We start from the raw sequence: 24,314 nt of genomic DNA on the forward strand, positions 1-24,314 counted from the left end.
ATTTAATAGAAGACTATTAAGACAAAATTAGTTATATGTAAATTTTTTGTTAACTTATGTAAATATCAGTTATAATTTGTATAAGTTTGTCTGTTCATATCAATCATCTTCCTCTTTACAATCAAAATATAAACAAGTTGGATTTCATTTAACGTAAATCTCTTACTTTAACATTTTCAATCTACTTTTATAAAAATTAATAGAAATGTGGTGAGCATTTATGAAAACAATACAGCTAGATGAATCTTTTATTTTCGATCTACTCGACCTTTGTAAAGCTGTTGGATGGTTACAAGAGAAAACATTTATGAAAAAACAATTTGAAATGTACTTTTCTCTTGGCACACTTATCGGTTATATGCATGACAATAAGCTGATTGCAACTGGAGGAGTATTTCCTTTTAAAGATAGTTTTTCTACTATTGGCATGTTAATCGTCCATCCTGATTTTCAAGGCCAGGGCATCGGGCGAACATTGCTAAATCATTGCTTAGCACACACTCACCCAAAACAACCAATTGCACTTATTGCAACAAAAGCTGGCGAGCCTCTTTATACATCATGCGGATTTCAAACAGTAACGACGATTCATCGTTTTGAGAAACAAACTACTAAAACACATATTACTCATACGCAACAAGTAAAAGAAAAAGACATTATATCGCTTATTTCTCTCGATCAAAGTACAACTGGTGCCGATCGTTCTTTACTGTATTCATTACTATTACCAAGAACAAGTCACTCTTTTAAAATTGAGAGACATAACTGTATAGAAGCTTTTTCCTTATGCATACAAAAAGGTAATATATTATGTATCAATCCACTTATCGCCAAACGAGAAGAAGATGCTATTCAATTACTACAAAAGATATGTGAATGTTGGAATGGCACAGTAAGGCTTGATGTCCCACATTCACAATTTTCATTTCGCAAATTGCTTCAAACAGAAAATTTCCAAGAAACGCTCCTTTCACCTCTTATGATCAAAAATGGTAGCCAACTTCCTGGAAATCGTAATATGCTATTTGCTATGATAGATACAGCGTTATGTTAGAAAGGGGACACCTAATTGAGGCGATTTAGCTACTTTATGGTAGGTTGTCTTACTCTTACACTATTAGTAGGATGTAGTGCAGCAGAAAAACCAGTAGAACAAGTAAAACAAGTTAAAAATACACTTACAGCAAAACTAGCTACCGAGGAAAAAATGATAGAAATAGATGGTCAAACCATTTACTTCAAAAAGATTGGTAATGAAAAACCACCTTTACTTATGATCCATGGATTTGGAGGATCATCAGATGGTTTTCAAAAGATTTACTCAGACTTAGCAAAAAATCATACAATTATTTCTGTAGATGCTTTAGGCTTCGGACGCTCATCTAAGCCGATGGATTTTTATTATTCTTTCCCAACCCATGCAAATTTGTATTATAAATTAATGAAAAAACTAGGTTACGATTCGTTTGCAATACTGGGCCACTCAATGGGCGGAGAAATTTCTCTTAATTTAACATATTTATATCCAGAAGCCGTTACCCACCTTATTTTAACTGATGCTACAGGCGGTCCTCATACACTCGTTAATAAACAAGGATCACCAAGACCACAGTTGTCGACTGATTTAAATACCGTTTCTGCTATTACAGATTATGATGAGAGCAAAGTGAAATTTAAACGTAATGATGAAGAGCATTACAATAAAATGAAATTATGGCCGAGACGTCTTCAAATTAATGCAGATGAAATAAAACAGCCAACCTTAATTATATGGGGAAGAAATGATAGTAGCGTTTCTTGGGAAGAGGGAGAAACGTATCATCAATTTTTAAAAAATAGTACTTTCCATATTATCGAAAAAGGTTATCACGCACCATTTCGTCAGGAACCACAGGAGTTTGTAGGGTATGTGAAAGACTTCTTTGACAAAAACCCTATAATAGCTGAAAAATAAGCGGGTATCTCATTTTGAGATACCCGCTTTCATATATTAAGCAGCTTGCTTTTGGCGTTTTTGAGTTTTTGAACCTAATACTTTCGGAATAACGAAACCATCTATTCCAAATTTACCAGCATTCATACCAGAAACTAGAACGAACATTGATAAAATAACCATTTCAGGATTCACACCAATTGACCCACTAAACATATAGGAAAAGTTCATTACAAGACCGAAAAAGACCGCTGTTTTTGTTAAACAGCCTACAATTAAACCAATTCCGACTAAAATTTCTCCCCACGTTACAAGTGTATTAAATAGATCAACGTTTGGAATTGCGAAATCTTGTAAAAATGATGCCCACCAAGATTGAACAGCCGGTTGTGCTCCTTTAGATTTTTCAATTGCACCTTGTAAATAACCAGTTGCATCGAATCCTTTTCCTTGTAGTTTACCGATTCCAGCCATTAACCATGTGTAACCAAGATACACTCGAATTACCGCTAACACAAAAGAAACTGCTTTGTTTTCTCTTAAAAATTGAATAACCATATCTTCCTCCTAAAGTTGTAATTAAGTTAGTTACAGATAATATAATAACATTAGTTACTTATTTTTAAAATGTTAATTATGAATAATTCGTGACATGTGTATGAAACATCAAAAACTAACGTTTATATAGTAACTTTTATTACCTGTAAAAACTTGAACATATCATACCATAAGTGATAATGGTTTTCATTGAAGAAAATGTAAAAAAATGTGAGTTAAATGTGAAACACGTTTATTCGAATATAGAATAAACGTGTTTCACACTACTTATATAATTGAAATGTATGTGTCTCTTTATCAATTAACCGTGCTTCTTCAAAAGCCTCTCCTAACGTTTTTTCATGGTTAATAAGCCCGTAAAATAAGCGTATTGTAAACATAAGTGCTGCATTCCCATCTACATAATCTATTGATCCAATATACGATTTTGCGCCACTACGTAAGAAACATTCTGCTAATTTTCGCTCCCCTAACGTACACCCACTATTTACAATATTTACATTATGCAATTTTGCATATTTATAAATTTCTGCTGCACCAAAGTATCCCTGCGGTTCATCTTGTTCATATATATCTTCACCTAACTCTTCCATGACAAATTTTCCTTCCTCACCATGGAAGCAAAAGACAACATAATCGATATCATTATATAAACCGTTTCCAGAAAGAATATCGACGAACTCTTTCGGTCTACCGATCCAGTACGTTATAACTTTCGCCCCAAAATATTCAAGTGATGCTCTGATTGATTGCGCCTCTAAATCCGAATTAAAGCCAACTACTAGTGCAACATTCAACATACACCCTCCATCCTATCATTAGATCTCCTCAATCCAACTTTTAAGGGATACATCCATTTCATATATACCCGTTTCTTGCAAAAAATCAGATCTAGTTAACACGACCTTCTGTAAATATTGCCTATATGCTGTAATTGTCCCGTCGTGAGATACAATGCAAACTCTTTCCGCACCGAGCTCATAACATAAAAGAAGAAATTCATCTACTATTTGCTGAAAGCTATGTTCTGAAATAGTATTTATACCTTCCGTCCATAACTGCTGATTTGTGTTTTTCTCTATCGAAAAATGTGGAAATAAATTTGTTATTATTCCCTGATCTACTATGTGATCGCATGGTAATGTTTTCGCTCCTTCTCGATAAGGAAAAATACGCGGGGATACATATGGATGGACAATTTTTTGACAAGCTACCTTCTCACTCCATATCGCCGCCGTTTGCAAAGTTCTAAGTGCAGGGCTAGCGATTAATATATCCGTTTCTTGCAAGGGTACATTGCATTGAAGTAATTTAGCTTGATTCCTTCCCTCATCTGTTAATGATGGATTCAATATTTGTAAACTTGCCGGCAAATCTTTTGTATGTTCTCCTTCACCGTGCCGAACAAAGACGAGTTTCATGCCCATCCTCCTCTCACTATGAAATTCTCTCACATATTTCTTCCCTATCTGATCCTTTATTCCTGCTATATACAAAACTGATATGTAAAAAACATTTGACATATCGAATTGGAAAACATTACAATTGTATATGTAAAATACTTTTTACAGGGGAGAGGAGAAGCATACATATGAAATGGATAACCATCTTAATTGGCATGATTATATGGGGATATATAAACGGATTTTTCAGCAGTGATAAAACTGCTAATCCTTGGATTACAGATGATGAACGGGAAACAAAAATTAAACAGAAAGCAATTATTGCAAGCTGGTCCGGTGTTTTTATGTTTTGTACCATTAACCTCTTAAACAAATGGTTAGGTGTAGGAACGAGCGATACATCACCTTACTTACCATCTTCTATCGCAACTATTTTAAAAGAAAATGTAGAGTTACAAATTTTATTTATGCTATTTATTACGTATGGCATATTTTACGTATACTATCGAAGAAAACTAAGTGCTTAACTTTCATCTCATGATTATCCTCCTAAATGGTTATAGTAATTAGGACGAAATGAAAGGAGCGATATAAAAATGAGTAACTCGAATGATTTTTTAGATACACTGCATGAAAAACAAGCAAAAGATGAACAGAACAGAAAGCGTCAGGGAAACGGCAACCCAGCGAAAAAAAAGCCAAATAAAACACATAAATAATAATAAAAAAACGTGCCTAAAATGATCTTTTAGGCACATTTTTTATTCTTCTTTTACCGAGATGACATTTCCCCAATTCCATTTCTCATAATACCACTCTGGTACATCTATATTTTCAATCCACTTCATTTCATGCTTTCCATCTCTATGAGCAAGCCATACATCTGCTTTCTTACGGTCTGAACGTATCCATATTAATTGATTGCTCTTCTTCATAAAGATTGGATGATAATCACCCTGCTTATGAGGTGGCTTTGTGATTCGATGCTGTACATTGCTTGTACTATCAACCTCATATAAAGATGGTAGTGGCCTTTTTTCTGGCAATGTTTCAAATCCTCCCTCTTTTGCTCGAGAGACGATAATTATGTTATCGTTCTTCCATGCAAAATCCCAATCGACATATCCTTTCGGCGTAAAAATATTTTGCTGAAGTGCCGGCAGTTCTTTTACTTTTAAATGTTTATTCTCTAACGCAACTCTTCCGCTCCCTTCAATATAAGCTAATATATTTTTTGATGGTGACCATTGAAACCATTGTGCGTTTAATAACATTTGATCTACTTTTTCAAACCGACTGCCATCTGCACGAACTAAGCAAAGCGTATTACTATCAGCTGACCATGAAGCTGTCGGTACCGCTAAAAATGAAATCCACTTTTGATCTGGTGACCACTTAAAGCCACTTGCAACTAGCGCTAGGAAATCATCATGTTCATTTGGCAATGCATACAAATGTTTCATTTTATGAGGGTTCATATGGGCATCTTTTTGCACTTCATATAGCTGTGCTCCTGTCCATCCTGTTGGAAGTAAGTGTGCTTCAGAGGATACAAAAAACTTCTTTCCATCAGGATACCATGCATAATCTCCTACACCTGCCGATACATTTTCAAAATCCACATTCTTTTTTTGAACATCAAACGTATTTAACGTATTCGCAAATACAAATGCAATTGTATTCTCTTTCGGTGACCATTGATAATTTGATACTTCAGATTGCAATGGCCTAACTTTTTTTCCATCTTCCAGTCGGTACAATTCCAAGGTGTTTTGTTTCTTCCCTTTAACATAGGCAATCCATTCTCCATCATGAGACCATTTCGGCCCTATTATGTATTCACCTTTTGTTATTTGTTTTTCCTTTCCATCAATTTTAATCCAAAGGTCATGATGACGAACTAAAGCAATTTTCACACCACTATTTTCTGCTTTAATAATAGTAATTGAACTTAAAAATATAAATAATACTACGATGGCACTTACTATAACCTTTTTCATAACACCCCTCCATTTCCTTCCTAGCATTCCTCAATGTCCACCTACAATATGTAAAAAATACCTATTCGACATAATCAGAAAAAATTTCCCAAGAAATTTCAAATTCATAGAGGATTGGTATGAATTATGTCGAAAATATAGTTTAGCTAACATCCGATTATGTAATTCGAGATAAAGTGAAACTTTAATCAGTGGGGGTTTTCTTCATCCCCCACTGATTATTAGTTGAACCAATCGGACTTTTATGGGCAGTTGATCCCCCACCTAACTTCTTTGCTTTCGCTGCATTTTGAGGTGGGGGTCTTACTGCCCATTAAAGTCGGATAAATTTGCAAGATTATTTTTCTAAATATTAGCACTTTTATTAGAGGGAGTTTCAATGAAAAAAACTACATCTACACTATTAAGTATGGCGCTCGTCTTTTCCAGTTTTGGAGCTTTAAGCGCACATGCTGAATCACTGCAAAAGGAGAAGCAATTTAGTCCACAACTAAAAACAACGATTGAACAGTGGGGAGAAAATAAAATTGCGCAAAATGTTGAAACAAAAACTGCAAAAGAAATTTCAGTCATTGTAGAATTGCAACATGCACCTCTCGCAGCACAAGGTAATATTCAGCATGCTCCAGATTTACAAAGTAATCATGCACAGTCTTATCATGCCGAGCTAAAAAAAGCACAAGAAGATACGACTAAGAAAATAAAAGAAAAAGCACCTGGTGCAAAAATTAAAGAAGTGTATAATACGTTATTTTCCGGATTCTCTATTTCAGTTCCTGGAGATCAAATTACTGCTCTTGCTTCTTTACCTGAAGTAAAAGCAGTCTATCCGAACTTAACATATAAACTACATGAAACATCAAAAAGTACTACTAATGAAGAAGCACCAAACATCGGCGGACCGACAATTGGTGCAACTGAAGCGTGGAATTTAAAAGACCCATCTGGCAAACCTCTTGATGGAAAAGGGATGAAAGTAGCAATTATCGATTCTGGCGTAGACTATACACATCCTGACTTAAAAGCAAATTATATTGGTGGATATGACACAGTCGATGAAGATAATGATCCTATGGATGGTAACGTACATGGTACTCATGTAGCAGGAATTATTGCTGGTAATGGAAAAATTAAAGGCGTTGCTCCAAACGCTTCTATTTTAGCCTATCGTGTCATGAATGACGGTGGAACTGGTACAACAGACGATATTATTCAAGGTATTGAACGAGCAATTCAAGATGGTGCTGATGTGTTAAATCTGTCTCTTGGACAAGATTTAAATGTACCTGATCAACCTGTAACTTTAACGTTAGAACGTGCAGCAAAGCTTGGGGTTACTGCAGTCGTTTCAAATGGAAATGATGGCCCAAAACCGTGGTCTGTTGATGCCCCTGCCAATGCAAGTAGTGTTATATCAGTTGGAGCATCTACAGTTTCTATCCCGTTTCCAACATTCCAAGTAGCTGGTTCTACCAAAACATATCAAGGGTTACCGTTATCAAAATCGGATTTCCCAATAGGAAATGATTCTCCACTTGTATATGTTGGCTATGGTAATCCAAGCGATTATGCAAAACAAGATATGAAAGGAAAGTTTGCACTTGTTTTACAAGGTACTTCAAGTACGTTAGTAAAAGCTGAACAAGCGAAACAAGCTGGTGCAATTGGTGTACTATTAATTTCTAACGAAAAAGAAATCAATATTATGCCTGAATACTTTGCACGAGAAAATCTAGCTCTTCCAGTTATGCAATTATCAAATGCAAATGGTGAAGAGCTAAAAAACTTAATTACAAAACGCAAGAAAAATATAAAAATTGGACAACCAGTTCCAACTGAATTAATTGGTAACTTTAGTTCTAGAGGACCATCACAAGGTAGTTGGCTTATAAAACCAGATATCGTTGCACCAGGAGTACAAATTACGAGTACTGTACCTAGAGGTGGCTATGAGTCTCACAACGGAACCAGTATGGCTGCCCCTCAAGTAGCTGGAGCTGTTGCTTTATTACGTCAAATGCACCCTGATTGGACGCCAGAACAATTGAAAGCATCTCTTGCCAATACAGCAAAAACTTTAAAAGATGTAAATGAAAATACATATCCTGTCATGGCGCAAGGATCTGGTTTAATTAACATCCCGAAAGCAGCTCAAACAGATGTATTAGTCAAACCTAACAATGTGAGCTTCGGTCTTATTAAGCCAAACAGTGGTAAAGTAAAACTGACGCAAAATATTACGTTACAAAATCTATCTAGTAAAAAGAAAAGTTTTTCAACTCGTGTGGAATTGCTAGATGCAAACACAAAAACAAAAGTAAAAACTTCTGTACCTTCATCGATTAGCATACAGCCGAATAGTAGTACCGAAAAACCATTTACTATCACTGTCGATAGTTCGCTACCCCAAGGTGTATATACTGGAAATGTGTATGTAAAAGAACAAGGTAAGAATGAAGAAACTCGCATTCCATTTACATTTAGTATCGATCCTAAAGATTACAAACGTATAGATGGACTCGAAATTATTAATTCTACTTTTAGTCCAAATGGTGACCAAATATTAGACGATAATCTCATCAACTACTATTTAGTTGCACCTGTGGATGATGTAACATTGCATGCAAATTTAGTTACAAAAGAACATGTAACGTACCAAGGGATTATCCATCAAGCTAAAAATGAAACAGCTGGATACAAACCTTTCAAATGGAATGGTACAAAAACAGATGGTACTCCGTTAGCTGACGGTCTATACCAAATCGAAGCAGTTGCCTCTAATTCTGGTGGGGAAACGAAACAAACAGCTGCTGTATTTCTTGATCGAACTGCACCTAAGTTAACATACGAAGTTGACCAAGAAAACCTTGTAATTACAGGAAAAGTGGATGATATCCTGCTAGATTGGATGACAGAATCTGGTTGGGTAGCACCTGGTATTCCAGTGAGAATGCAATATGAAATCAACGGAAATGGTGTATGGGAAAGTGTGTTCCTAAATCCTTGGGAGAAAAATTACAGCATTTATTTCGATCGTAGTCAATTACAAGAAGGAAAGAATACAATTCATATTGTAGCAACTGATGCAGCTGGAAATACATCTAATTTAAATGTTGATTTAGATGTGAAATAAAAAATTATTGTTGACAATTTTTTTAATATAGTTTTATAATACAAAACATAGTTTAGTTGAACGAATTATATATCGGCTTTGAAGGAATACTAGTAGCGACTTATATCCCTGTCTCAGAGAACTGATGGTTGGTGCAAATCAGTACATATACAAGCGTGAATTACAATTCTGGAGCTTCTTTCCCGTAATGCTTTTTATGCATGAAGAGAAAGACGGATCTTTCCGTTATCTTAAAGTGAGTGGTAAACAATTACTTGTTTACAAATAGGGTGGTACCGCGATTTTTATCGTCCCTATCGGATTTTCCGATAGGGACTTTTTTGCGTCCATCCTTTTACATAATTTCATAATATACGCGTTGAAAGAATCGCAGTAGTATCTTATATCCCTGTTACAGAGAGCTAATGGTCGGTGGAAATTAGCACATATATAAGTATGAATTACAATTCTGGAGCTTCTTTTTCGTAGTGCTTATAGGCATGAAGGAAAAGACGGAGTTTTTCCGTTATCATTAATTGAGATGTAAGTATATTTTCACTTACAAATAGGGTGGTACCGCGATTCTTTCGCCCCTATCGGATTTTCCGATAGGGGCTTTTTCTATTTCTCACAGAAACAAATGTTAAATAATTCCGAATCTTATGATAAAATTTTATAAGCGCTTACAATTTTGAAAGGGGGTGATACAAGCTATACGAAACAGATACTTAATTTTATTTAAAAAAAGGAGGATGTCTAAATGACAAAGAAAACAGAAATTCCATCGCATTTAAAACCATTCGTATCCACACAGCATTATGATCAATATACACCGGTGAATCACGCTGTGTGGCGTTACATTATGAGACAAAATCATAGTTTCTTAAAAGACGTTGCTCATCCAGCCTATGTGAACGGATTACAATCATCTGGTATTAATATAGATGCAATTCCAAAGGTAGAAGAAATGAATGAGTGTTTAGCACCAAGCGGCTGGGGTGCTGTAACGATTGACGGGCTTATTCCTGGCGTAGCCTTCTTTGATTTTCAAGGACACGGATTATTACCAATCGCAACAGATATTCGCAAGGTAGAGAATATCGAGTATACACCAGCTCCAGATATTGTACACGAAGCAGCAGGACACGCACCTATTTTACTTGATCCTACATATGCAAAATATGTGAAACGATTTGGACAAATTGGTGCAAAAGCTTTCTCAACAAAAGAAGAACATGATGCATTCGAAGCTGTTCGTACATTAACAATTGTAAAAGAAAGCCCTACTTCTACTCCTGATGAAGTTACAGCTGCTGAGAATAATGTACTTGAAAAACAAAAGTTAGTTTCTGGCTTATCAGAAGCGGAACAAATTTCACGTCTTTTCTGGTGGACAGTAGAATATGGATTAATCGGAAATATAGATGCCCCAAAAATATATGGTGCTGGTCTCCTTTCTTCTGTTGGCGAAAGCAAACATTGCTTAACAGACGCTGTAGAAAAGGTTCCATTCTCTATAGAGGCATGTACAAGTACAACTTATGACGTAACAAAAATGCAACCACAACTATTTGTTTGTGAATCATTTGAAGAATTAACAGAAGCACTTGAGAAATTCTCTGAAACGATGGCCTTTAAAACAGGTGGTAAAGAAGGATTAGAAAAAGCAATTCGCTCTGAAAATCATGCAACTGCTGAATTAAATAGCGGCTTACAAATTACGGGTACATTTACCGAGACAATTGAAAACGATGCAGGTGAATTGATCTACATGCGAACGAGTTCGCCAACAGCATTAGCAATTCACAATAAACAGCTAGCGAATCATTCTACGTCTGTACACAGTGACGGGTTTGGAACACCAATTGGATTACTCACTGAAAATATTGCACTAGAAAATTGTACAGATGAACAATTACAATCATTAGGAATTACAATTGGAAATGTTGCTGAGTTTACTTTTGCAAGTGGTATTCATGTAAAAGGAACAGTGACTGATATTGTAAAAAACGATAAAAAAATTGCGCTTATTTCCTTTATCAGTTGCACAGTTACTTATAACGACCGCGTTTTATTTGATGCTTCATGGGGCGCATTTGATATGGCTGTTGGTTCAACAATTACTTCGGTATTCCCAGGTGCCGCAGATGCTGCAGCATTTTTCCCAACGGATGAAGAAGTTCAAAAAATACCTGCTCCACTTGTACTGAATGAACTTGAACGTATGTATCAAACCGTTCGTGACATTCGAAATGAAGGTATTTTACACGACGCGCATATCGAGCAATTAGTAGCAATTCAAGAGGTATTAAATAAATTGTATCCGAAAGAATGGTTACTTCGCCTTGAAATATTAGAATTGCTTTTAGAGCATAACAAAGGGCATGAAACATCAGCAGCATTATTACAACAACTTTCTACTTTCACAACTGATGAAGCTGTGACACGTCTTATTAACAATGGTCTTACGCTACTTCCAGTAAAGGATGTGAAAAATGATGCTACGATTAACTGAAGAAGAAGTTCAAGAGGAATTATTGAAGTTAGATAAATGGGTAGTAAAAGATGAAAAATGGATTGAAAGAAAATATATGTTTTCCGACTACTTAAAAGGAGTCGAATTTGTCTCTGAAGCCGCCAAACTATCAGAAGAACATAATCACCACCCATTTATCCTTATCCAGTATAAAGCAGTCATTATTACTTTGTCATCTTGGAATGCAAAAGGTTTAACGAAACTCGATTTTGAGCTTGCGAAGCAATTTGATGAACTATTTGTCCAAAATGAAAAAGCCATTATAAGAAAGTAAAAAGAAGAAGCCTTTATTAGGCTTCTCCTTTTATTTTGAAATGGATACAAAGTCCAAATGGATCCTCTACTTGTAATATTCCATCTTTGTACGTAGCAATCTTGCCAATATTTTTTAAGCTTTCACATACTTGCTCTTTTTGTTTTTCATTTGCTAATACAATTGTGAAATATTTCAAGCCAACGGAATTTGGCATTTGCGGTAGTATTCCTTCACCTTGCCACGTATTTAAACCGATATGGTGATGGTAGCCACCTGCCGATACAAAGAGCGCCCCATTACGAGCTGGGATCGTTACTTCAAAACCAAGACCATCCACATAGAAACGTTTCGCTTCTTCCAAATCAGCTACATGGAAATGAATATGTCCCATCACAGTACCAGCTGGAAATCCGTTCCATGTACTTCCTTGCTGCAATAATTCTTCACCAGCTAACGGGTTACTAACAAATGGTAGCTCTCCATTCTCATCACGCCAAACTTCTTTTTGACGATCATGATAAATTTCAATCCCGTTTCCATCTGGATCAGCTAAATAAAGGGCCTCACTAAAGTAATGGTCAGCTCCGCCGTGCAGTGGATATACCATTTCTACAAGATGACGAAGGATATTCGCTAAATCCTGTCTGCTCGGTAATAAAATTGCGTAATGATATAAACCCGTTCTCCCTCTTTGCTTCGGTAAGGCTTCTTTCTTTTCTTCAATGATCAGGAGTGGTTCGTTATTTTCATTCCCAAATGTAACGACCATTTCATCTTCTTTTAGTACTTTCATACTTAGTACTTCTGTATAAAACTCTAGTGATTTCTTTATATTTGATACATATAAATGAACAACATCAAGTGTTGTATCGGGATGAAGTTGAAAACTCATCTTGTTAGCCTCCCATTTAAATTAGTTCTTCTTTGACATTTTCTCTTTTAAGAAATTATCTACAAAACCATCCGCTTTCGCAACAAATAAGTAAGCACCCATTGCTAACAATGCAAGCTCTAATTCGAAGCCAGGATTTTTTCCATCTCCTAATAAACCAGCTGACCATTTTACTTTTACAATTGCTCCAACCATAACTAGTGCAAATAATAATCCAATATATCTTACACCTAAACCTAGAATTAATAATAGACCGCCAACTAATTCAACTGTTGCTACACCGTATGCAAGTCCTCCTGGTAAACCAATGCTTGTGAACCACCCTGCAATATTGTCAATCCCTGATTGGAATTTTGTTAAACCGTGCATAAAGAACGTTACCCCTAACACGATACGAATAATTAAGTTACCAATATGTTGATTCATTTCTTTCTCTCCTTTATAGTTTTCTTATACAAAACTTTTATTTACATTACAAAACATACACTAATTTTTTTTATTCGTCAATTCATTTTCACTGGGAAAATATATATTTTTTTTGCTATGATACAAATAGTTGTTTATAAAAAGGAGCTTGATTTTATGAATATTGGTTCTGCAATACGTGAAATTCGTCAGCGTAGAGGCATAACAATCGCGCAAATTTGTGAAGGAACAGGTCTTTCTAAAGGGTTTATGAGTCAGGTTGAAAATAATAAAACATCACCATCTATCTCAACTTTAGAAACGATCTCCAATTTTTTAAACGTTCCTCTTCCCTATTTATTGTTAGAACAAAAAGATCGATTGAAAGTTGTCAAAAAGGTAGAACGTAAATATAGTGTATACGGAAAAGATGAACAAAGAATTGAGCATGTTGCAGAGCAAGGTGGCCTTCGCCTAAATCTCGTAGAAATTCCTGCTGGGTTTCCGAAAGAAAACACACCAAATGCCCATGAAGGAGAAGAATGTCACCTTGTATTACGCGGCACACTAGAAGTTCAACATGGAGAAGATGTTGCAATTGTAGAAGAAGGAGATTCTTTCTCCTGGAATGCATGTGTTCCTCATATCGTTCGTAATATAGGAGAAGAAACTGCATTATTACTCATCTCTAGTCATGCAGAAAATCGAAAACGTGTTTATTAAACAAAAAAGAAGCCTGTAAATCAGGCTTCTTTTTATCCTCTTATAACTCCATAGCTTGTCCCAACTAGTACAGTCTTTTCGTGTTGATTGCGATAAACTGACTCGATTGAAACCTTTTTGTATCCTTCCATTTGTTCAATATTTGTTAAAGTTAATTCACAAGTGATCGTATCTCCTGTAAAAACTGGTCTAATAAACTCACTTACTAATTCTCTTGCTATGTAATGTAATTCTTCGCCTACTTTCGTTCCAATACTAGCAGTCAATAAACCATGAACCATTAAACGTCCATTTTCATCATATTCCATATGATGCCTGCCTTTATCCCCTGTAATATTTGCAAATTCAAAAACCTCTTCCTCAGTAAATCTTCTTTCATATTTAAATACATCCCCAACTTTTATACTCATTTTTATCCCCCTAATAATAAACAGAATTTTCTTTCATTTTATCATAAAATGAGTCTCAATTCATTTTCTATTATAAAAAGAACGAAAAATACTTATAGCTGTACTATTTCCTTACTTTTCGCTCCTTTACCGATGCCCATCTCTTTTTGCAGCTTGGTATCCATAGTACGCACATGTTCCATTTCTCGATAATTCTCTCACCTCAAAACCACAACTTCTATAAAAATCAAAATTACTCGCAGAAGTATGCGCAAACCAGTCACCATGTGGCAATTTTTGCAAACAAAGAGCAACAAGTTTCTTACCTAATCCCTTCCCTCTATATTCACATTTCACAACTAAATTTACTATGTTGGCGACCATGATTCCATCAGAAATGACTCTAACCATCGCAATCATCTCTTCTTCATCCCAAATTGTGAATGCCCATGTTGAATTTTCAAATGCTATCGTGAATTTTTCAATTTGCCAAGAAGGGATATTATCATTGCTCCAACCGGCATCTTCGAATAAAGTTTTAATTGCATATGCAGGTACACCATTCGTTCCCTCACGAATAATAAGTCCATTATGATAAATGTACATGTAATCCCCCCTTTATTTTTATATACCATTCTTCAAAAGATGCAATTAACCTTTTTTCATCCAATGCGCCTAATGGAATAAACGAGAACATCCATCCCATGAAATGAAGTTGTTTTCTCATAACTAAGACCCGTTTTTCTAGCAACAAAGATTGAGGCGGGGTGATCCGGATTAATAAGAGAAATTAATTTATTCATTCGTAACGCTTGGAAGCCATAATCTCGAAATGCTGCCGCTGCTTCTTTCGCATACCCTTTTCCCCAATACCGAGGTAATAACCAATAACCAATTTCAATTTCCTCTTTTCCATCTATTTGCTGCTTTACTAATCCTGCATGACCAATTCGTATTCCCGTTTCCTTTTCAATCAATACAAATAAACCGAGACCGTTTTTATAGCTAGGAATCACCCACTCTTCCAAACTTTTTTTACACTGCATATATGTTTTTAACGTCCCATTTCCAATATAGCGCATTACCTTCTCATTTCCCCATAATGAAGCGTAGAACTGTAAATCATCCATTGTATATTTACGAATTTGTAAACGATCTGTATGAAACATTTCTGCACTCCTTCCCACGAATTTGTACTTACCTACACGATCATGTTTTGGATATATACTTAATGTTACTATCTATTATAAAGGAACTAAAGGTAAAATACAGAATATTCAATCTCTAAACAATTAAAAAAAGGCAGTAGACAAATATTGTCTACTGCATCCATATCATAACTAGCATAAAGAAAACTACAATTGAGGGGGGTGTAGGCTTTTCAAATATACTAGATACTTATCCCGTTCTAACGGGCGGTAAACTTTCCAATTATATGAAAGTGAAAAGTTTACCGCACATAAGAACTTTAGCGATCATTAAGAAAGCACCATTAAGTAGTCAAATACACGCTGTGCTTTTTCTCCACCCATTCGTGCATGTTGAAGAAGAGAAATACCATGAGGACCAGATGCACGTAATGCTTCTGGTTGTGCTACTAAAATAGCTTGTACAACTTCTAATTCTCCAAGCATAGCGGCCGCGAAAATATCCATTCGAGCACCCTTTTCTAATAAATAAAGAGCAATATCTTTACGCCCTACATGTGCCGCTGCTCCTAACGCACTTTCCCAATCTGATCCGCCCCAATTGTAAGAGGCATGAAGTAAACTTGGCGATTCAGCCAACAGTTCTTGTACTTTTTCTAAATCTCCGTGAGCTGCCATAACAAATTCCCTTACTAACTCAGTGGTAATACGTTCTTCTGTTCGCATCTTGCTCCTCCTTTTTTAGAAATTCGCTTCGGTGTAAAAAATGGCTTGTCGCTTCCTTGAAAAATATCTACATCTATGCCAAATACATGTTGAAACATTTCATGACATAACACTTCTTCTGGTATACCGTCATACTGAAGCTTCCCTCGCTTTAATACGAGTAAACGATCACTATATTGAGCCGCTTGGTTAATATCATGTAAAACCATTATAATTGTCATGCCAAATTCCTCGTTTAATCGTTTCACAAGTTCCATTACTTCCAACTGATGAACGATATCTAAAAAAGTTGTTGGCTCATCTAATAATAAGACGTTCGTACGTTGTGCTAGCGTCATTGCAATCCAAGCACGTTGTCTTTCCCCTCCTGATAAAGATTGTAAAAGACGATATTCATACCCTTCAAGATTTGTAACAGACAATGCCCAATCAACAATTTCTTCATCTTCTTTATTTAAGCGATCTCTCCATGATTTATGAGGGCCTCTTCCAAATTCAATTAATTCTTTCACTGTTAAATCTAATTGATGATCATGCATTTGTGGTAACATCGCTAATTGCTTCGCTACATCGGCACTTTTCATCGTATGAATACTTTTTCCATCTAAAACGATATCCCCTTCGCTTTGTTTAAGTAGTCTTGCTATTAAACGAAGCAAAGTAGATTTCCCAGATCCATTCGGTCCAATTAAACTAACGACCTCTCCAGCTTTAATATGTACATTCATATTTTGCATTTGAAATCTTTCAGAATGTGCGTAAAACACTTTATTAACGGAAATCACGCTGTTTCCCCCCTCTATGAATTAAATATAAGAAGAACGGACCGCCTAAGAAGGATAATAAAATACCGACAGGCAATTCAATTGGATCAAACCAACTTCGAGCTATCGCATCCGCGAAAACAAGTAATATCCCTCCACCAAGGCATGATAATGGCAGTAAATATTTATAGTCATTTCCAACTAATAAACGTAACATATGTGGTACAACAAGGCCAACAAATCCAATAAGACCAGAAACACTAACTGCTATTCCAGCTAATAATGTGCTTACTACTATTAAATAAAAACGGCTTCTCTCCACGTTATGACCTAATAATTTCGCCATTTCATCTCCAAGCATTAATACTCGAATATGTTTGATACCGAAGAAGGCCAATATAATAGCGAATATTGCATAATAAATAATCATGTTTAAATGTGCCCAACTTACACCGCCAATACCACCCGCTAACCACGGTAACACGGATTGTACTTTGTCACTATGTAATAACATTAATGCTGACGTCGCTGCACCTATTAATGCATTAATTGACACACCTACTAAGACAATTCTTGAAGGTGGTGCCCCTTTTTGCCATGATAAAGCATAAATGATCATCGCCGTTATGAAAGCTCCTAAAAACGCACCGAGTGGTAAAAACGCCATATGCTGAGGGAATAAAATCATAATTACAATTGCGACAAGGCCTGCTCCAGATGACACCCCGATAATACCAGGGTCTGCAAGAGGATTTCTCATCACCCCTTGCAGCAGTGCACCAGATGCAGCTAAACATGTTCCTACTATAAATCCAACGAGCACTCTCGGTATACGAAGGTCCCATACAATTCGATGAACTGTCGAACCTTCATCTTGTATCCCTGTTACAATATCTCGTAAAGAAAAGGATAGGCTTCCTGCGAAAAGACCGTAAAAAAGACATAAAACCGTTAATACAACTAAAGTAACTGCTATGATCCATCTTTTTTTCGCAAAAGGATGTTCCTTTTCCCTTACTACTTCACTACTTTCCATACTTATCATTTCCTTACATCTTGTATACTTTTATACATAAAGTCCATCGCTTCTGTAACTTTTGTTCCAGGATTTGATCCAAATAAGTCTGGTGGCAAAATAACTACGCGATTTTGTTTTACTGCATCTAAATTTTTCCACGCTTCATTTTTCATCATTTCGCCTTCAAATGCTTTTTTAACGCTATTTGGATCTCCATGTGTAATTAAATAAATTACATCCGGATTCGCTTCAATAATGCGTTCTACACTTAGCTGTGCATATTGCGGATATTCCTTCATTTCTGGAAAATCAGCTGCAATATTTTTCCCACCTGTTTTTTCTAAAATATCACCTGATAAAGAGGTTGGTAATGCTGCTAAATAAGTACCAGGTGCTCCATACACTAGCAATGCTTTCACATCACTCTTTTTCTCATATGTCTTCATTTGATTCGTAATTTTTTGGTTAAGTTCTTTCGCTTTATCTTCTTTCTTCATTATCGTTCCGTATAGTTCAATATTCTTTTGAATATCTTGTACAGAATTCGCAGAAGAAATCATTACTTTCGTTCCTTGCCCTTCAACCGTTGGAACATTCTTTTGGAACCCATTATTAGCAATAAGTACATCGGGCTTTAAGCTAGCAATTTGCTCAAAATTCGGCTGATGTGCATTCCCGATTACTTGTACTTTCTTTATATCCTCTGGAAGAGTTATTTTTGCATCCGGACGACCCACTATTTTTCCGCCTAAAGCATGAATAATATTCATGTCTCCCATACTTAATGTTGCAAAACTCTCTGGCACTTTATCGAATGTTACCTTTCTTCCTGACAGGTCGGTAACTTCTATTTTCTCTTTTCCTTTTTCTGTTTTTGTTGCCGCTGCTTTTTCGTCTCCTTTTGCACTGCAACCTATTAATAAGAAAAAAACAGATAAAATCGCTGTAAATAGCGTAATAGATTTTTTCATTCTCCACCTCTAATTGATAATGATAATCATTAACTACTATTCTACTTTAATTGATAAGGATTATCATTGTCAATATAAAACGCATACATTTTCTAGAAAAAAAACAAAAAGCGTTACAAAAAAGATTCCTTCTTTTTGTAACGCACTATTTATCAATATTATTCGCATTCGTTTCCCTCTAACTTGTCTCGCATCACTTTCACACGCTGAAAGAAAAAGAAAGATAAACTTAAAAATATAACGATGCTCCCCATCATAACAAAAAATTGTATCGTTTCTTTTGCTCCAGTCGGAATCAATAAGCCAACCATTAACAATGTACTGACAGCGAGAAGAATTTGTCCGAACCGAGTATAATCTTCTATCTTTTCTTGTAATTCCTTCATTATATTCTCACTCCTCCATTTCACTGTATCATATTCTATTAAACTGAAAGACAAGTAAATACAGCCATTCTGGGAGATGTTTTCCAAAAGAAAAAGAGCCGCTTTATTGCGACTCTTTCATAACCATTACTCACCTTTATATGCTTTCATATAAATTTCTTTCAGCTCTGAAATGAGAGGTAATTTTGGATTAGCTGTTGTACATTGATCTTCAAAAGCTCTTTCTGCTAATAATCCAACAACCTCTTCAAATTGGTCTTTAGCAACTCCTTGTCCTGCAATACTCATATTTATATTTAAACTTTTTCCGAGCTCAATAATTGCTTTGACAAGTGATTCCACACCTTCTGCAGTCGAACTTGCTGGAAGCCCGAGCATTCTCGCAATATGTGCATAGCGTTCATCGGCTACAAAGTGCTCATATTTTGGGAACAATGCGTGTTTTCTTGGCTTAATAGCATTATAGCGAACTACGTGCGGCATAAGAATTGCATTCGCACGCCCATGTGGAATATGAAATTCTGGTCCAATTTTATGTGCTAAGCTGTGATTAATACCTAGAAAAGCATTTGCAAATGCCATTCCTGCGATTGCAGAAGCATTGTGCATTTTTTCTCGTGCTTCTTCATCATTTCCATCTTTAAATGCTCTTGGTAAATATTTAAATACGAGATCAATGGCCTTTAATGCTAATCCATCTGTATAGTCATTCGCTAAAACAGACACATACGCCTCGATTGCATGCGTTAATACGTCCATGCCGGTGTCTGCTGTTACATGTGGTGGTACTGTCATTACAAATTGTGGATCAACAATTGCTACATCTGGCGTTAATTCATAATCCGCGAGTGGATACTTTATATTATTTTTCTTATCTGTAATAACCGCAAATGGTGTCACTTCTGATCCTGTTCCAGATGTTGTTGGAATGGCAACAAACTGCGCCTTACTTCCTAATTCCGGATATTTACATGTTCGTTTTCTTATATCTAAAAACTTCTGTTTAATTCCATAGAATGTTGTTTCTGGATGCTCATAGAAAAGCCACATCCCTTTCGCGGCATCCATCGCTGAACCACCACCAAGTGCGATAATTACATCTGGCTGAAAACTTCTCATCATTTCTGCACCTTTAAACACAGTTTCATCTGATGGATCCGGCTCAACCTCAAAGAAAACTTCAACTTTCACATCATTTACATGTTTACGTAAATAATGCGTGACCGTATCTACATATCCGTGCTCAACCATTCCTGGATCCGTTACAATAAATGCACGTGAAATGTTAGGCATATTTGCTAAATATGCTGTCGCATGTTTTTCAAAATAAATTTTTGGTGGTAATTTGAACCATTGCATATTCTTTTTTCTATTTGCCAACCTTTTTATATTTAATAAATGCGTCGCTGTTACGTTTTGAGAAATCGAGTTTTTCCCGTAGGAACCGCAGCCAAGCGTAAGTGATGGAATAAATCCATTATATATGTCACCGATTCCACCTTGTGATGAAGGGGCATTTACAATAAGGCGGCAAGCTTTCATACGTAATCCAAATTGCTTTTGCACTTCTTTATTTACAGAATGGATAACTGCTGAATGTCCTAAACCACCGAGGTTTAACATTTCTTCACAATATGTAAATCCTTCTTCTAATGAATTTGCTTTTACACAAGCTAATACTGGACTTAACTTCTCACGAGATAGTGGATATGCGGCTCCGATGCCTTGTATTTCAGCTACAAGCATTTTTGTATTTTTAGGTACAGTAATTCCAACTAATTTGGCAATATACTGTGCGGATTTCCCTACAATATCACTATTTACTGCACATGTATTTTCATTAATAACAAGCTTTTCTAATTTACTTCTCTCTTCCTCGGTTACAAAATAACAATCATTTGCAATCATTTCTGTTTTCACATCATCATAAATTTCCTTGTCTACAATAATTGCTTGTTCTGATGCACAAATCATACCATTATCAAATGTTTTAGATAAAATCAAATCATTAACCGCTCGTTTTATATGCGCTGATTTCTCTATATAACATGGTACATTACCAGGACCTACACCTAGCGCTGGTTTTCCAGTAGAATAAGCTGATTTCACCATACCAGCCCCTCCAGTTGCCAAAACAAGCGCAACACCTTCATGGTTCATTAATTGTTTCGTTGCTTCGACAGAAGGCTTTTCAATCCACTGAATACAATATTTTGGTGCCCCCGCCTTCACCGCTGCATCGTATACTGTTTTCGCAGCTGCAATAGAACAGTTTTGTGCGGAAGGATGAAATGCGAAAATAATTGGATTTCTCGTTTTTATCGCGATTAATGCTTTAAACATTGTTGTCGATGTTGGATTCGTTACTGGTGTTACCCCAGCTACTACACCGACGGGCTCCGCAATTTCTATTATTTCTTCATGAGGATCTTCGTGAATAATCCCTACTGTTTTATCTTTCTTTATGCTATGCCAAATATATTCAGTAGCAAAAATATTTTTAATACATTTATCTTCGTATACACCACGACCTGTTTCTTCAACAGCCAACTTCGCAAGTGGCATATGTTGATCAACACCTGCTAATGCCATTTCATGAACAATGTTGTCAATTTGCTCTTGTGTAAAACTTTCTAATGCTTGTAAAGCCTTTCGACCGTTATTCACTAACGTATCAATCATCTCTTTTACTTCCTGCATTTCATTTACAATTTTCTCTTTGACTACCATGTAAATTCCTCCTATTCTGCTATCTTGGACTAAATAAGGCCCTATAGGTCATAATTAGTCCCGATTAGCGTAAAAAAATAGAATTGCTTTCCTACATGAACTTCATTGTTTGTGAAATATTTCACAAGTTTGTTCGTGAGTAACACTTCATGAATTCAATATACATGAAATCATTTTATTTGTGTATGTCTATTTTGTGAAATATTTCACAAAATAATGTAGTAAAAATGCACTGCCTATACTAGCAGTGCATCTTTACTACGCTAACGCTTGTGCTAAATCTTCAATTAAATCTTCTCCGTCTTCAATACCGACAGAAATTCGAATTAATGTATCTGTAATTCCTAATTCTTTGCGACGATCTGCTGGGATTGATGCATGCGTCATTTGAGAGGGGATAGAAATTAAACTTTCTACTGCTCCTAAACTTTCAGCCAGCGTAAAGTATTGTAATTTCTCAAGCACTTTATTTAATGTTTCTTCGCTATCTACATCAAATGAGATAATAGCACCAAATCCATTTGCTTGTTCTGTTGCCAGTTCATGGTTTTGATGTGACTCAAGGCCTGGGTAATATACTTTATTTACTTTTGGGTGGTTATTTAAAAACTCAGCAATTGCACGTGAATTCGTTTCATGCTCTTCCATTCGAATTCCTAATGTTTTTAAACCACGAAGTAGTAAGAAACTATCTTGCGGGCCAAGAATGCCGCCTGTTGAGTTTTGTACAAAGTGAAGGTCTTCTGCTAATTGCGGGCTATTTACAACTACTAGACCTGCAACTACGTCACTATGACCTCCTAAATATTTCGTTGCACTATGAAGTACAATGTCTGCTCCTAAAGAAATCGGCGACTGCCAATATGGCGTCATGAATGTGTTATCAATAATTGTTAATAAATCTTTCTCTTTAGCAAGAGTAGATATTTTTTTAATATCAGTAATTTTTAGTAACGGATTCGTTGGTGTTTCTACATAAATCGCTTTCGTATTTGGACGAATCGCTTCTTCAACTTCCTCTAAGTTTGTTGTATCTACAAATGTATGCTCAATACCGAAACGGTTTAATACTTTCGTAATCACGCGGTACGTTCCGCCATACACATCATCTGTTAAAATAACGTGGTCACCTTTTGAGAACAACATAATCGTAGCTGTAATAGCCGCCATTCCTGAACCAAATGCGAAACCAGCATGGCCGTTTTCTAATACCGCAATCATTTCTTCTAAAGCTGCACGTGTTGGGTTGCCTGTACGTGAATATTCATATCCTTGATGCTTACCAACTGCTTCTTGTTTGTACGTACTCGTTTGATAAATCGGTACATTTACAGATCCAGTTGAAGGTTCTCCTATGCGAATACCATGAATTAACTTTGTCTTTGCTCTCATTTTTTATTCCCATCCTTTGTATATGTCTTTACTTAAATAGCGCTCACTACTATCAGGAAAAATCGTTACAATATTTGTACCTGGCGCCGCTTTCTCTGCTTCAAGTAAACTTGCATGAAATGCTGCTCCTGAAGAGCTCCCAACAAGAAGTCCTTCTTTTTGCGCTAATTCTTTCACTCGTAAAAATGCATTTCGATCAGAAATCGTATGAATTTCATCAAAATAAGATGTCTTCAAAAATGGCGGGATAAATTCCAGTCCAATTCCTTCGGTCTCATGTGAACCAGCCTTACCACCATTTAAAATAGATCCTTCTGGCTCTACGATAACTGTTTTAATATCTATATTTTTTTCTTTCAAGTAAGATGCAGTCCCCATAAACGTACCGCCAGTTCCTGCTCCAGCAACAAATATGTTAATCTCTCCATTCAATGCGTCCCACAGTTCAGGTCCTAATGTTTTAAAATATGCACGAGGATTCGCCTCATTTGCGAACTGACTTGGAGAGTATGAATTCGGTATTTCATTTACTAACTCTTTTGCTTTTGCAATTGCACCGGTCATTCCTTGCTCAGTCGGCGTATGCACAACCGTTGCGCCTAGTGCTTTCATTAATTCTTGTTTTTCAATGCTAAATTTCTCTGGTACACAAACGATAACGTGTAAATCATGTTGTAACGCTGCGAGTGCCAGTCCAATACCAGTATTTCCAGCTGTCGGTTCAATAATTGTTCCGCCCTCTGTAACAAGCCCTTTTTCTAGCGCATCTTCGATTAATTCTCTTCCTAATCGGTCCTTAACGCTTCCGCCTGGGTTATAAAATTCCAGCTTTGCAAATAAACGGACCCCTTCTGGAAGTGAAAAACGAGTAATTTCCACAATTGGTGTATGACCAATTAACTCATGAACTCCACGATATACATTCATCGTGTTCTCCCCCTTATTTGCCAATAAAGAAAAGGCAACTGTATG

25 protein-coding genes and 2 other annotated features are annotated in these 24,314 nt (G+C 36.1%); of the genes, 8 read left to right on the plus strand and 17 right to left on the minus strand.

Annotation, left to right across the window (positions count from 1 at the left end; genetic code table 11):
• The first annotated feature begins 220 nt into the window (after positions 1-220).
• The gene (locus ACTFRN_RS04425; RefSeq protein WP_000849425.1) at positions 221-1,054 is read left to right on the plus strand and encodes a GNAT family N-acetyltransferase; all 834 of its coding nucleotides are present in this window, start codon (positions 221-223) and stop codon (positions 1,052-1,054) included.
• A gap of 15 nt (positions 1,055-1,069) precedes the next feature.
• Positions 1,070-1,954: an alpha/beta fold hydrolase gene (locus tag ACTFRN_RS04430; RefSeq protein ID WP_014893506.1), complete on the plus strand. Its 885-nt coding sequence runs from the start codon at positions 1,070-1,072 to the stop codon at positions 1,952-1,954.
• A 36-nt stretch (positions 1,955-1,990) separates the two neighbouring features.
• On the opposite strand, the gene ACTFRN_RS04435 is transcribed toward ACTFRN_RS04430, so the two are convergent.
• The 3 genes from ACTFRN_RS04435 to ACTFRN_RS04445 form a co-directional block, all read right to left on the minus strand.
• Positions 1,991-2,491, minus strand: a complete 501-nt coding sequence (locus ACTFRN_RS04435; RefSeq protein WP_000236600.1) for a DoxX family protein — start codon at positions 2,489-2,491, stop codon at positions 1,991-1,993.
• A gap of 263 nt (positions 2,492-2,754) precedes the next feature.
• Positions 2,755-3,291: a delta-aminolevulinic acid dehydratase gene (locus tag ACTFRN_RS04440; protein WP_074567751.1), complete on the minus strand. Its 537-nt coding sequence runs from the start codon at positions 3,289-3,291 to the stop codon at positions 2,755-2,757.
• Between the two features lie 18 nt (positions 3,292-3,309).
• A complete protein-coding gene (locus tag ACTFRN_RS04445; protein ID WP_124878171.1) occupies positions 3,310-4,014 on the minus strand; it encodes a histidine phosphatase family protein in 705 nt (234 codons plus the stop codon).
• Between the two features lie 68 nt (positions 4,015-4,082).
• Between ACTFRN_RS04445 and ACTFRN_RS04450 the strand changes: the two genes are divergently transcribed.
• A complete protein-coding gene (locus tag ACTFRN_RS04450) occupies positions 4,083-4,421 on the plus strand; it encodes a phosphoglycerate mutase (RefSeq protein WP_074567753.1) in 339 nt (112 codons plus the stop codon).
• 69 nt (positions 4,422-4,490) lie between these two features.
• Positions 4,491-4,613 (plus strand): DUF4023 domain-containing protein, encoded by a 123-nt coding sequence (locus ACTFRN_RS04455; RefSeq protein WP_000071861.1) that lies wholly within the window; start codon positions 4,491-4,493, stop codon positions 4,611-4,613.
• 42 nt (positions 4,614-4,655) lie between these two features.
• Here the strand turns inward: ACTFRN_RS04455 and ACTFRN_RS04460 are convergent, their stop codons facing one another.
• The gene (locus ACTFRN_RS04460) at positions 4,656-5,894 is read right to left on the minus strand and encodes an eIF2A-related protein (protein WP_088106416.1); all 1,239 of its coding nucleotides are present in this window, start codon (positions 5,892-5,894) and stop codon (positions 4,656-4,658) included.
• A gap of 379 nt (positions 5,895-6,273) precedes the next feature.
• Between ACTFRN_RS04460 and ACTFRN_RS04465 the strand changes: the two genes are divergently transcribed.
• From ACTFRN_RS04465 to ACTFRN_RS04475, 3 genes are all read left to right on the plus strand, one after another.
• Entirely contained in the window at positions 6,274-9,027 is a 2,754-nt protein-coding gene (locus tag ACTFRN_RS04465) for a S8 family serine peptidase (protein WP_074567754.1), read from the plus strand.
• Between the two features lie 69 nt (positions 9,028-9,096).
• Positions 9,097-9,325: a binding site (T-box leader), on the plus strand.
• Positions 9,326-9,376: 51 nt separating this feature from the next.
• Positions 9,377-9,604 (plus strand) — a binding site (T-box leader).
• Between the two features lie 162 nt (positions 9,605-9,766).
• Positions 9,767-11,521 carry an aromatic amino acid hydroxylase gene (locus tag ACTFRN_RS04470; protein WP_000163202.1) on the plus strand — a complete coding sequence of 585 codons (1,755 nt, stop codon included), beginning with the start codon at positions 9,767-9,769 and terminating at the stop codon, positions 11,519-11,521.
• A complete protein-coding gene (locus ACTFRN_RS04475) occupies positions 11,502-11,816 on the plus strand; it encodes a 4a-hydroxytetrahydrobiopterin dehydratase (protein WP_000979541.1) in 315 nt (104 codons plus the stop codon). Before ACTFRN_RS04470 ends, ACTFRN_RS04475 begins: the two co-directional genes overlap by 20 nt.
• 16 nt (positions 11,817-11,832) lie before the next feature.
• On the opposite strand, the gene ACTFRN_RS04480 is transcribed toward ACTFRN_RS04475, so the two are convergent.
• Positions 11,833-12,690 (minus strand): VOC family protein, encoded by an 858-nt coding sequence (locus ACTFRN_RS04480; protein WP_000009826.1) that lies wholly within the window; start codon positions 12,688-12,690, stop codon positions 11,833-11,835.
• A gap of 21 nt (positions 12,691-12,711) precedes the next feature.
• Positions 12,712-13,116 (minus strand): DoxX family protein, encoded by a 405-nt coding sequence (locus ACTFRN_RS04485; protein WP_001071557.1) that lies wholly within the window; start codon positions 13,114-13,116, stop codon positions 12,712-12,714.
• Between the two features lie 156 nt (positions 13,117-13,272).
• On the opposite strand from ACTFRN_RS04485, the gene ACTFRN_RS04490 reads away from it, so the two are divergent.
• A complete protein-coding gene (locus ACTFRN_RS04490; RefSeq protein WP_014893504.1) occupies positions 13,273-13,818 on the plus strand; it encodes a helix-turn-helix domain-containing protein in 546 nt (181 codons plus the stop codon).
• Between the two features lie 32 nt (positions 13,819-13,850).
• Here ACTFRN_RS04490 and ACTFRN_RS04495 read toward each other — a convergent pair whose 3' ends face one another.
• The 11 genes from ACTFRN_RS04495 to ACTFRN_RS04545 all read right to left on the minus strand — a co-directional run bounded on the left by ACTFRN_RS04495 (position 13,851) and on the right by ACTFRN_RS04545 (position 24,269).
• Positions 13,851-14,228, minus strand: a complete 378-nt coding sequence (locus ACTFRN_RS04495; protein WP_000025009.1) for a MaoC/PaaZ C-terminal domain-containing protein — start codon at positions 14,226-14,228, stop codon at positions 13,851-13,853.
• A 126-nt stretch (positions 14,229-14,354) separates the two neighbouring features.
• Positions 14,355-14,813 (minus strand): GNAT family N-acetyltransferase, encoded by a 459-nt coding sequence (locus ACTFRN_RS04500; RefSeq protein WP_000276115.1) that lies wholly within the window; start codon positions 14,811-14,813, stop codon positions 14,355-14,357.
• A gap of 56 nt (positions 14,814-14,869) precedes the next feature.
• Positions 14,870-15,376, minus strand: a complete 507-nt coding sequence (locus ACTFRN_RS04505) for a GNAT family N-acetyltransferase (RefSeq protein ID WP_000469130.1) — start codon at positions 15,374-15,376, stop codon at positions 14,870-14,872.
• Positions 15,377-15,685: 309 nt separating this feature from the next.
• Entirely contained in the window at positions 15,686-16,081 is a 396-nt protein-coding gene (locus ACTFRN_RS04510; protein WP_001258459.1) for an ankyrin repeat domain-containing protein, read from the minus strand.
• Positions 16,048-16,866, minus strand: coding sequence for an ABC transporter ATP-binding protein (locus ACTFRN_RS04515; protein WP_000626536.1), 819 nt, complete (start codon positions 16,864-16,866; stop codon positions 16,048-16,050). Before ACTFRN_RS04515 ends, ACTFRN_RS04510 begins: the two co-directional genes overlap by 34 nt.
• Positions 16,853-17,881, minus strand: a complete 1,029-nt coding sequence (locus ACTFRN_RS04520; RefSeq protein ID WP_000445965.1) for a FecCD family ABC transporter permease — start codon at positions 17,879-17,881, stop codon at positions 16,853-16,855. The genes ACTFRN_RS04515 and ACTFRN_RS04520 overlap by 14 nt, the downstream gene beginning before the upstream one ends.
• Before the next feature lie 5 nt (positions 17,882-17,886).
• Complete coding sequence (locus ACTFRN_RS04525) at positions 17,887-18,834, minus strand: helical backbone metal receptor (protein ID WP_000748489.1); 948 nt, start codon at positions 18,832-18,834, stop codon at positions 17,887-17,889.
• A gap of 158 nt (positions 18,835-18,992) precedes the next feature.
• Positions 18,993-19,220, minus strand: a complete 228-nt coding sequence (locus tag ACTFRN_RS04530) for a YrhC family protein (protein ID WP_000661450.1) — start codon at positions 19,218-19,220, stop codon at positions 18,993-18,995.
• Positions 19,221-19,346: 126 nt separating this feature from the next.
• A complete protein-coding gene (adhE, locus tag ACTFRN_RS04535) occupies positions 19,347-21,950 on the minus strand; it encodes a bifunctional acetaldehyde-CoA/alcohol dehydrogenase (RefSeq protein ID WP_000260443.1) in 2,604 nt (867 codons plus the stop codon).
• A 258-nt stretch (positions 21,951-22,208) separates the two neighbouring features.
• A complete protein-coding gene (locus ACTFRN_RS04540; RefSeq protein ID WP_001201908.1) occupies positions 22,209-23,342 on the minus strand; it encodes a bifunctional cystathionine gamma-lyase/homocysteine desulfhydrase in 1,134 nt (377 codons plus the stop codon).
• A gap of 3 nt (positions 23,343-23,345) precedes the next feature.
• Positions 23,346-24,269 carry an O-acetylserine dependent cystathionine beta-synthase gene (locus ACTFRN_RS04545; RefSeq protein WP_001103854.1) on the minus strand — a complete coding sequence of 308 codons (924 nt, stop codon included), beginning with the start codon at positions 24,267-24,269 and terminating at the stop codon, positions 23,346-23,348.
• Between the last annotated feature and the right edge of the window lie 45 nt (positions 24,270-24,314).

The organism is Bacillus cereus group sp. MYBK245-2 (assembly GCF_051916145.1).
GTDB classification, from domain to species: Bacteria; Bacillota; Bacilli; order Bacillales; family Bacillaceae_G; genus Bacillus_A; species Bacillus_A pacificus.

What these genes read in the sequence shown, in the direction of transcription:
- ACTFRN_RS04425 (WP_000849425.1), top strand. Translation starts at nt 221, where the DNA reads ATGAAAACAATACAGCTAGATGAATCTTTTATTTTCGATCTACTCGAC.
- ACTFRN_RS04435 (WP_000236600.1), bottom strand. Translation starts at nt 2,491, where the DNA reads ATGGTTATTCAATTTTTAAGAGAAAACAAAGCAGTTTCTTTTGTGTTA.
- ACTFRN_RS04440 (WP_074567751.1), bottom strand. Translation starts at nt 3,291, where the DNA reads ATGTTGAATGTTGCACTAGTAGTTGGCTTTAATTCGGATTTAGAGGCG.
- ACTFRN_RS04445 (WP_124878171.1), bottom strand. Translation starts at nt 4,014, where the DNA reads ATGTCAAATGTTTTTTACATATCAGTTTTGTATATAGCAGGAATAAAG.
- ACTFRN_RS04450 (WP_074567753.1), top strand. Translation starts at nt 4,083, where the DNA reads ATGAAATGGATAACCATCTTAATTGGCATGATTATATGGGGATATATA.
- ACTFRN_RS04455 (WP_000071861.1), top strand. Translation starts at nt 4,491, where the DNA reads ATGAGTAACTCGAATGATTTTTTAGATACACTGCATGAAAAACAAGCA.
- ACTFRN_RS04460 (WP_088106416.1), bottom strand. Translation starts at nt 5,894, where the DNA reads ATGAAAAAGGTTATAGTAAGTGCCATCGTAGTATTATTTATATTTTTA.
- ACTFRN_RS04465 (WP_074567754.1), top strand. Translation starts at nt 6,274, where the DNA reads ATGAAAAAAACTACATCTACACTATTAAGTATGGCGCTCGTCTTTTCC.
- ACTFRN_RS04470 (WP_000163202.1), top strand. Translation starts at nt 9,767, where the DNA reads ATGACAAAGAAAACAGAAATTCCATCGCATTTAAAACCATTCGTATCC.
- ACTFRN_RS04475 (WP_000979541.1), top strand. Translation starts at nt 11,502, where the DNA reads ATGATGCTACGATTAACTGAAGAAGAAGTTCAAGAGGAATTATTGAAG.
- ACTFRN_RS04480 (WP_000009826.1), bottom strand. Translation starts at nt 12,690, where the DNA reads ATGAGTTTTCAACTTCATCCCGATACAACACTTGATGTTGTTCATTTA.
- ACTFRN_RS04485 (WP_001071557.1), bottom strand. Translation starts at nt 13,116, where the DNA reads ATGAATCAACATATTGGTAACTTAATTATTCGTATCGTGTTAGGGGTA.
- ACTFRN_RS04490 (WP_014893504.1), top strand. Translation starts at nt 13,273, where the DNA reads ATGAATATTGGTTCTGCAATACGTGAAATTCGTCAGCGTAGAGGCATA.
- ACTFRN_RS04495 (WP_000025009.1), bottom strand. Translation starts at nt 14,228, where the DNA reads ATGAGTATAAAAGTTGGGGATGTATTTAAATATGAAAGAAGATTTACT.
- ACTFRN_RS04500 (WP_000276115.1), bottom strand. Translation starts at nt 14,813, where the DNA reads ATGTACATTTATCATAATGGACTTATTATTCGTGAGGGAACGAATGGT.
- ACTFRN_RS04505 (WP_000469130.1), bottom strand. Translation starts at nt 15,376, where the DNA reads ATGTTTCATACAGATCGTTTACAAATTCGTAAATATACAATGGATGAT.
- ACTFRN_RS04510 (WP_001258459.1), bottom strand. Translation starts at nt 16,081, where the DNA reads ATGCGAACAGAAGAACGTATTACCACTGAGTTAGTAAGGGAATTTGTT.
- ACTFRN_RS04520 (WP_000445965.1), bottom strand. Translation starts at nt 17,881, where the DNA reads ATGGAAAGTAGTGAAGTAGTAAGGGAAAAGGAACATCCTTTTGCGAAA.
- ACTFRN_RS04525 (WP_000748489.1), bottom strand. Translation starts at nt 18,834, where the DNA reads ATGAAAAAATCTATTACGCTATTTACAGCGATTTTATCTGTTTTTTTC.
- ACTFRN_RS04530 (WP_000661450.1), bottom strand. Translation starts at nt 19,220, where the DNA reads ATGAAGGAATTACAAGAAAAGATAGAAGATTATACTCGGTTCGGACAA.
- adhE (WP_000260443.1), bottom strand. Translation starts at nt 21,950, where the DNA reads ATGGTAGTCAAAGAGAAAATTGTAAATGAAATGCAGGAAGTAAAAGAG.
- ACTFRN_RS04540 (WP_001201908.1), bottom strand. Translation starts at nt 23,342, where the DNA reads ATGAGAGCAAAGACAAAGTTAATTCATGGTATTCGCATAGGAGAACCT.
- ACTFRN_RS04545 (WP_001103854.1), bottom strand. Translation starts at nt 24,269, where the DNA reads ATGAATGTATATCGTGGAGTTCATGAGTTAATTGGTCATACACCAATT.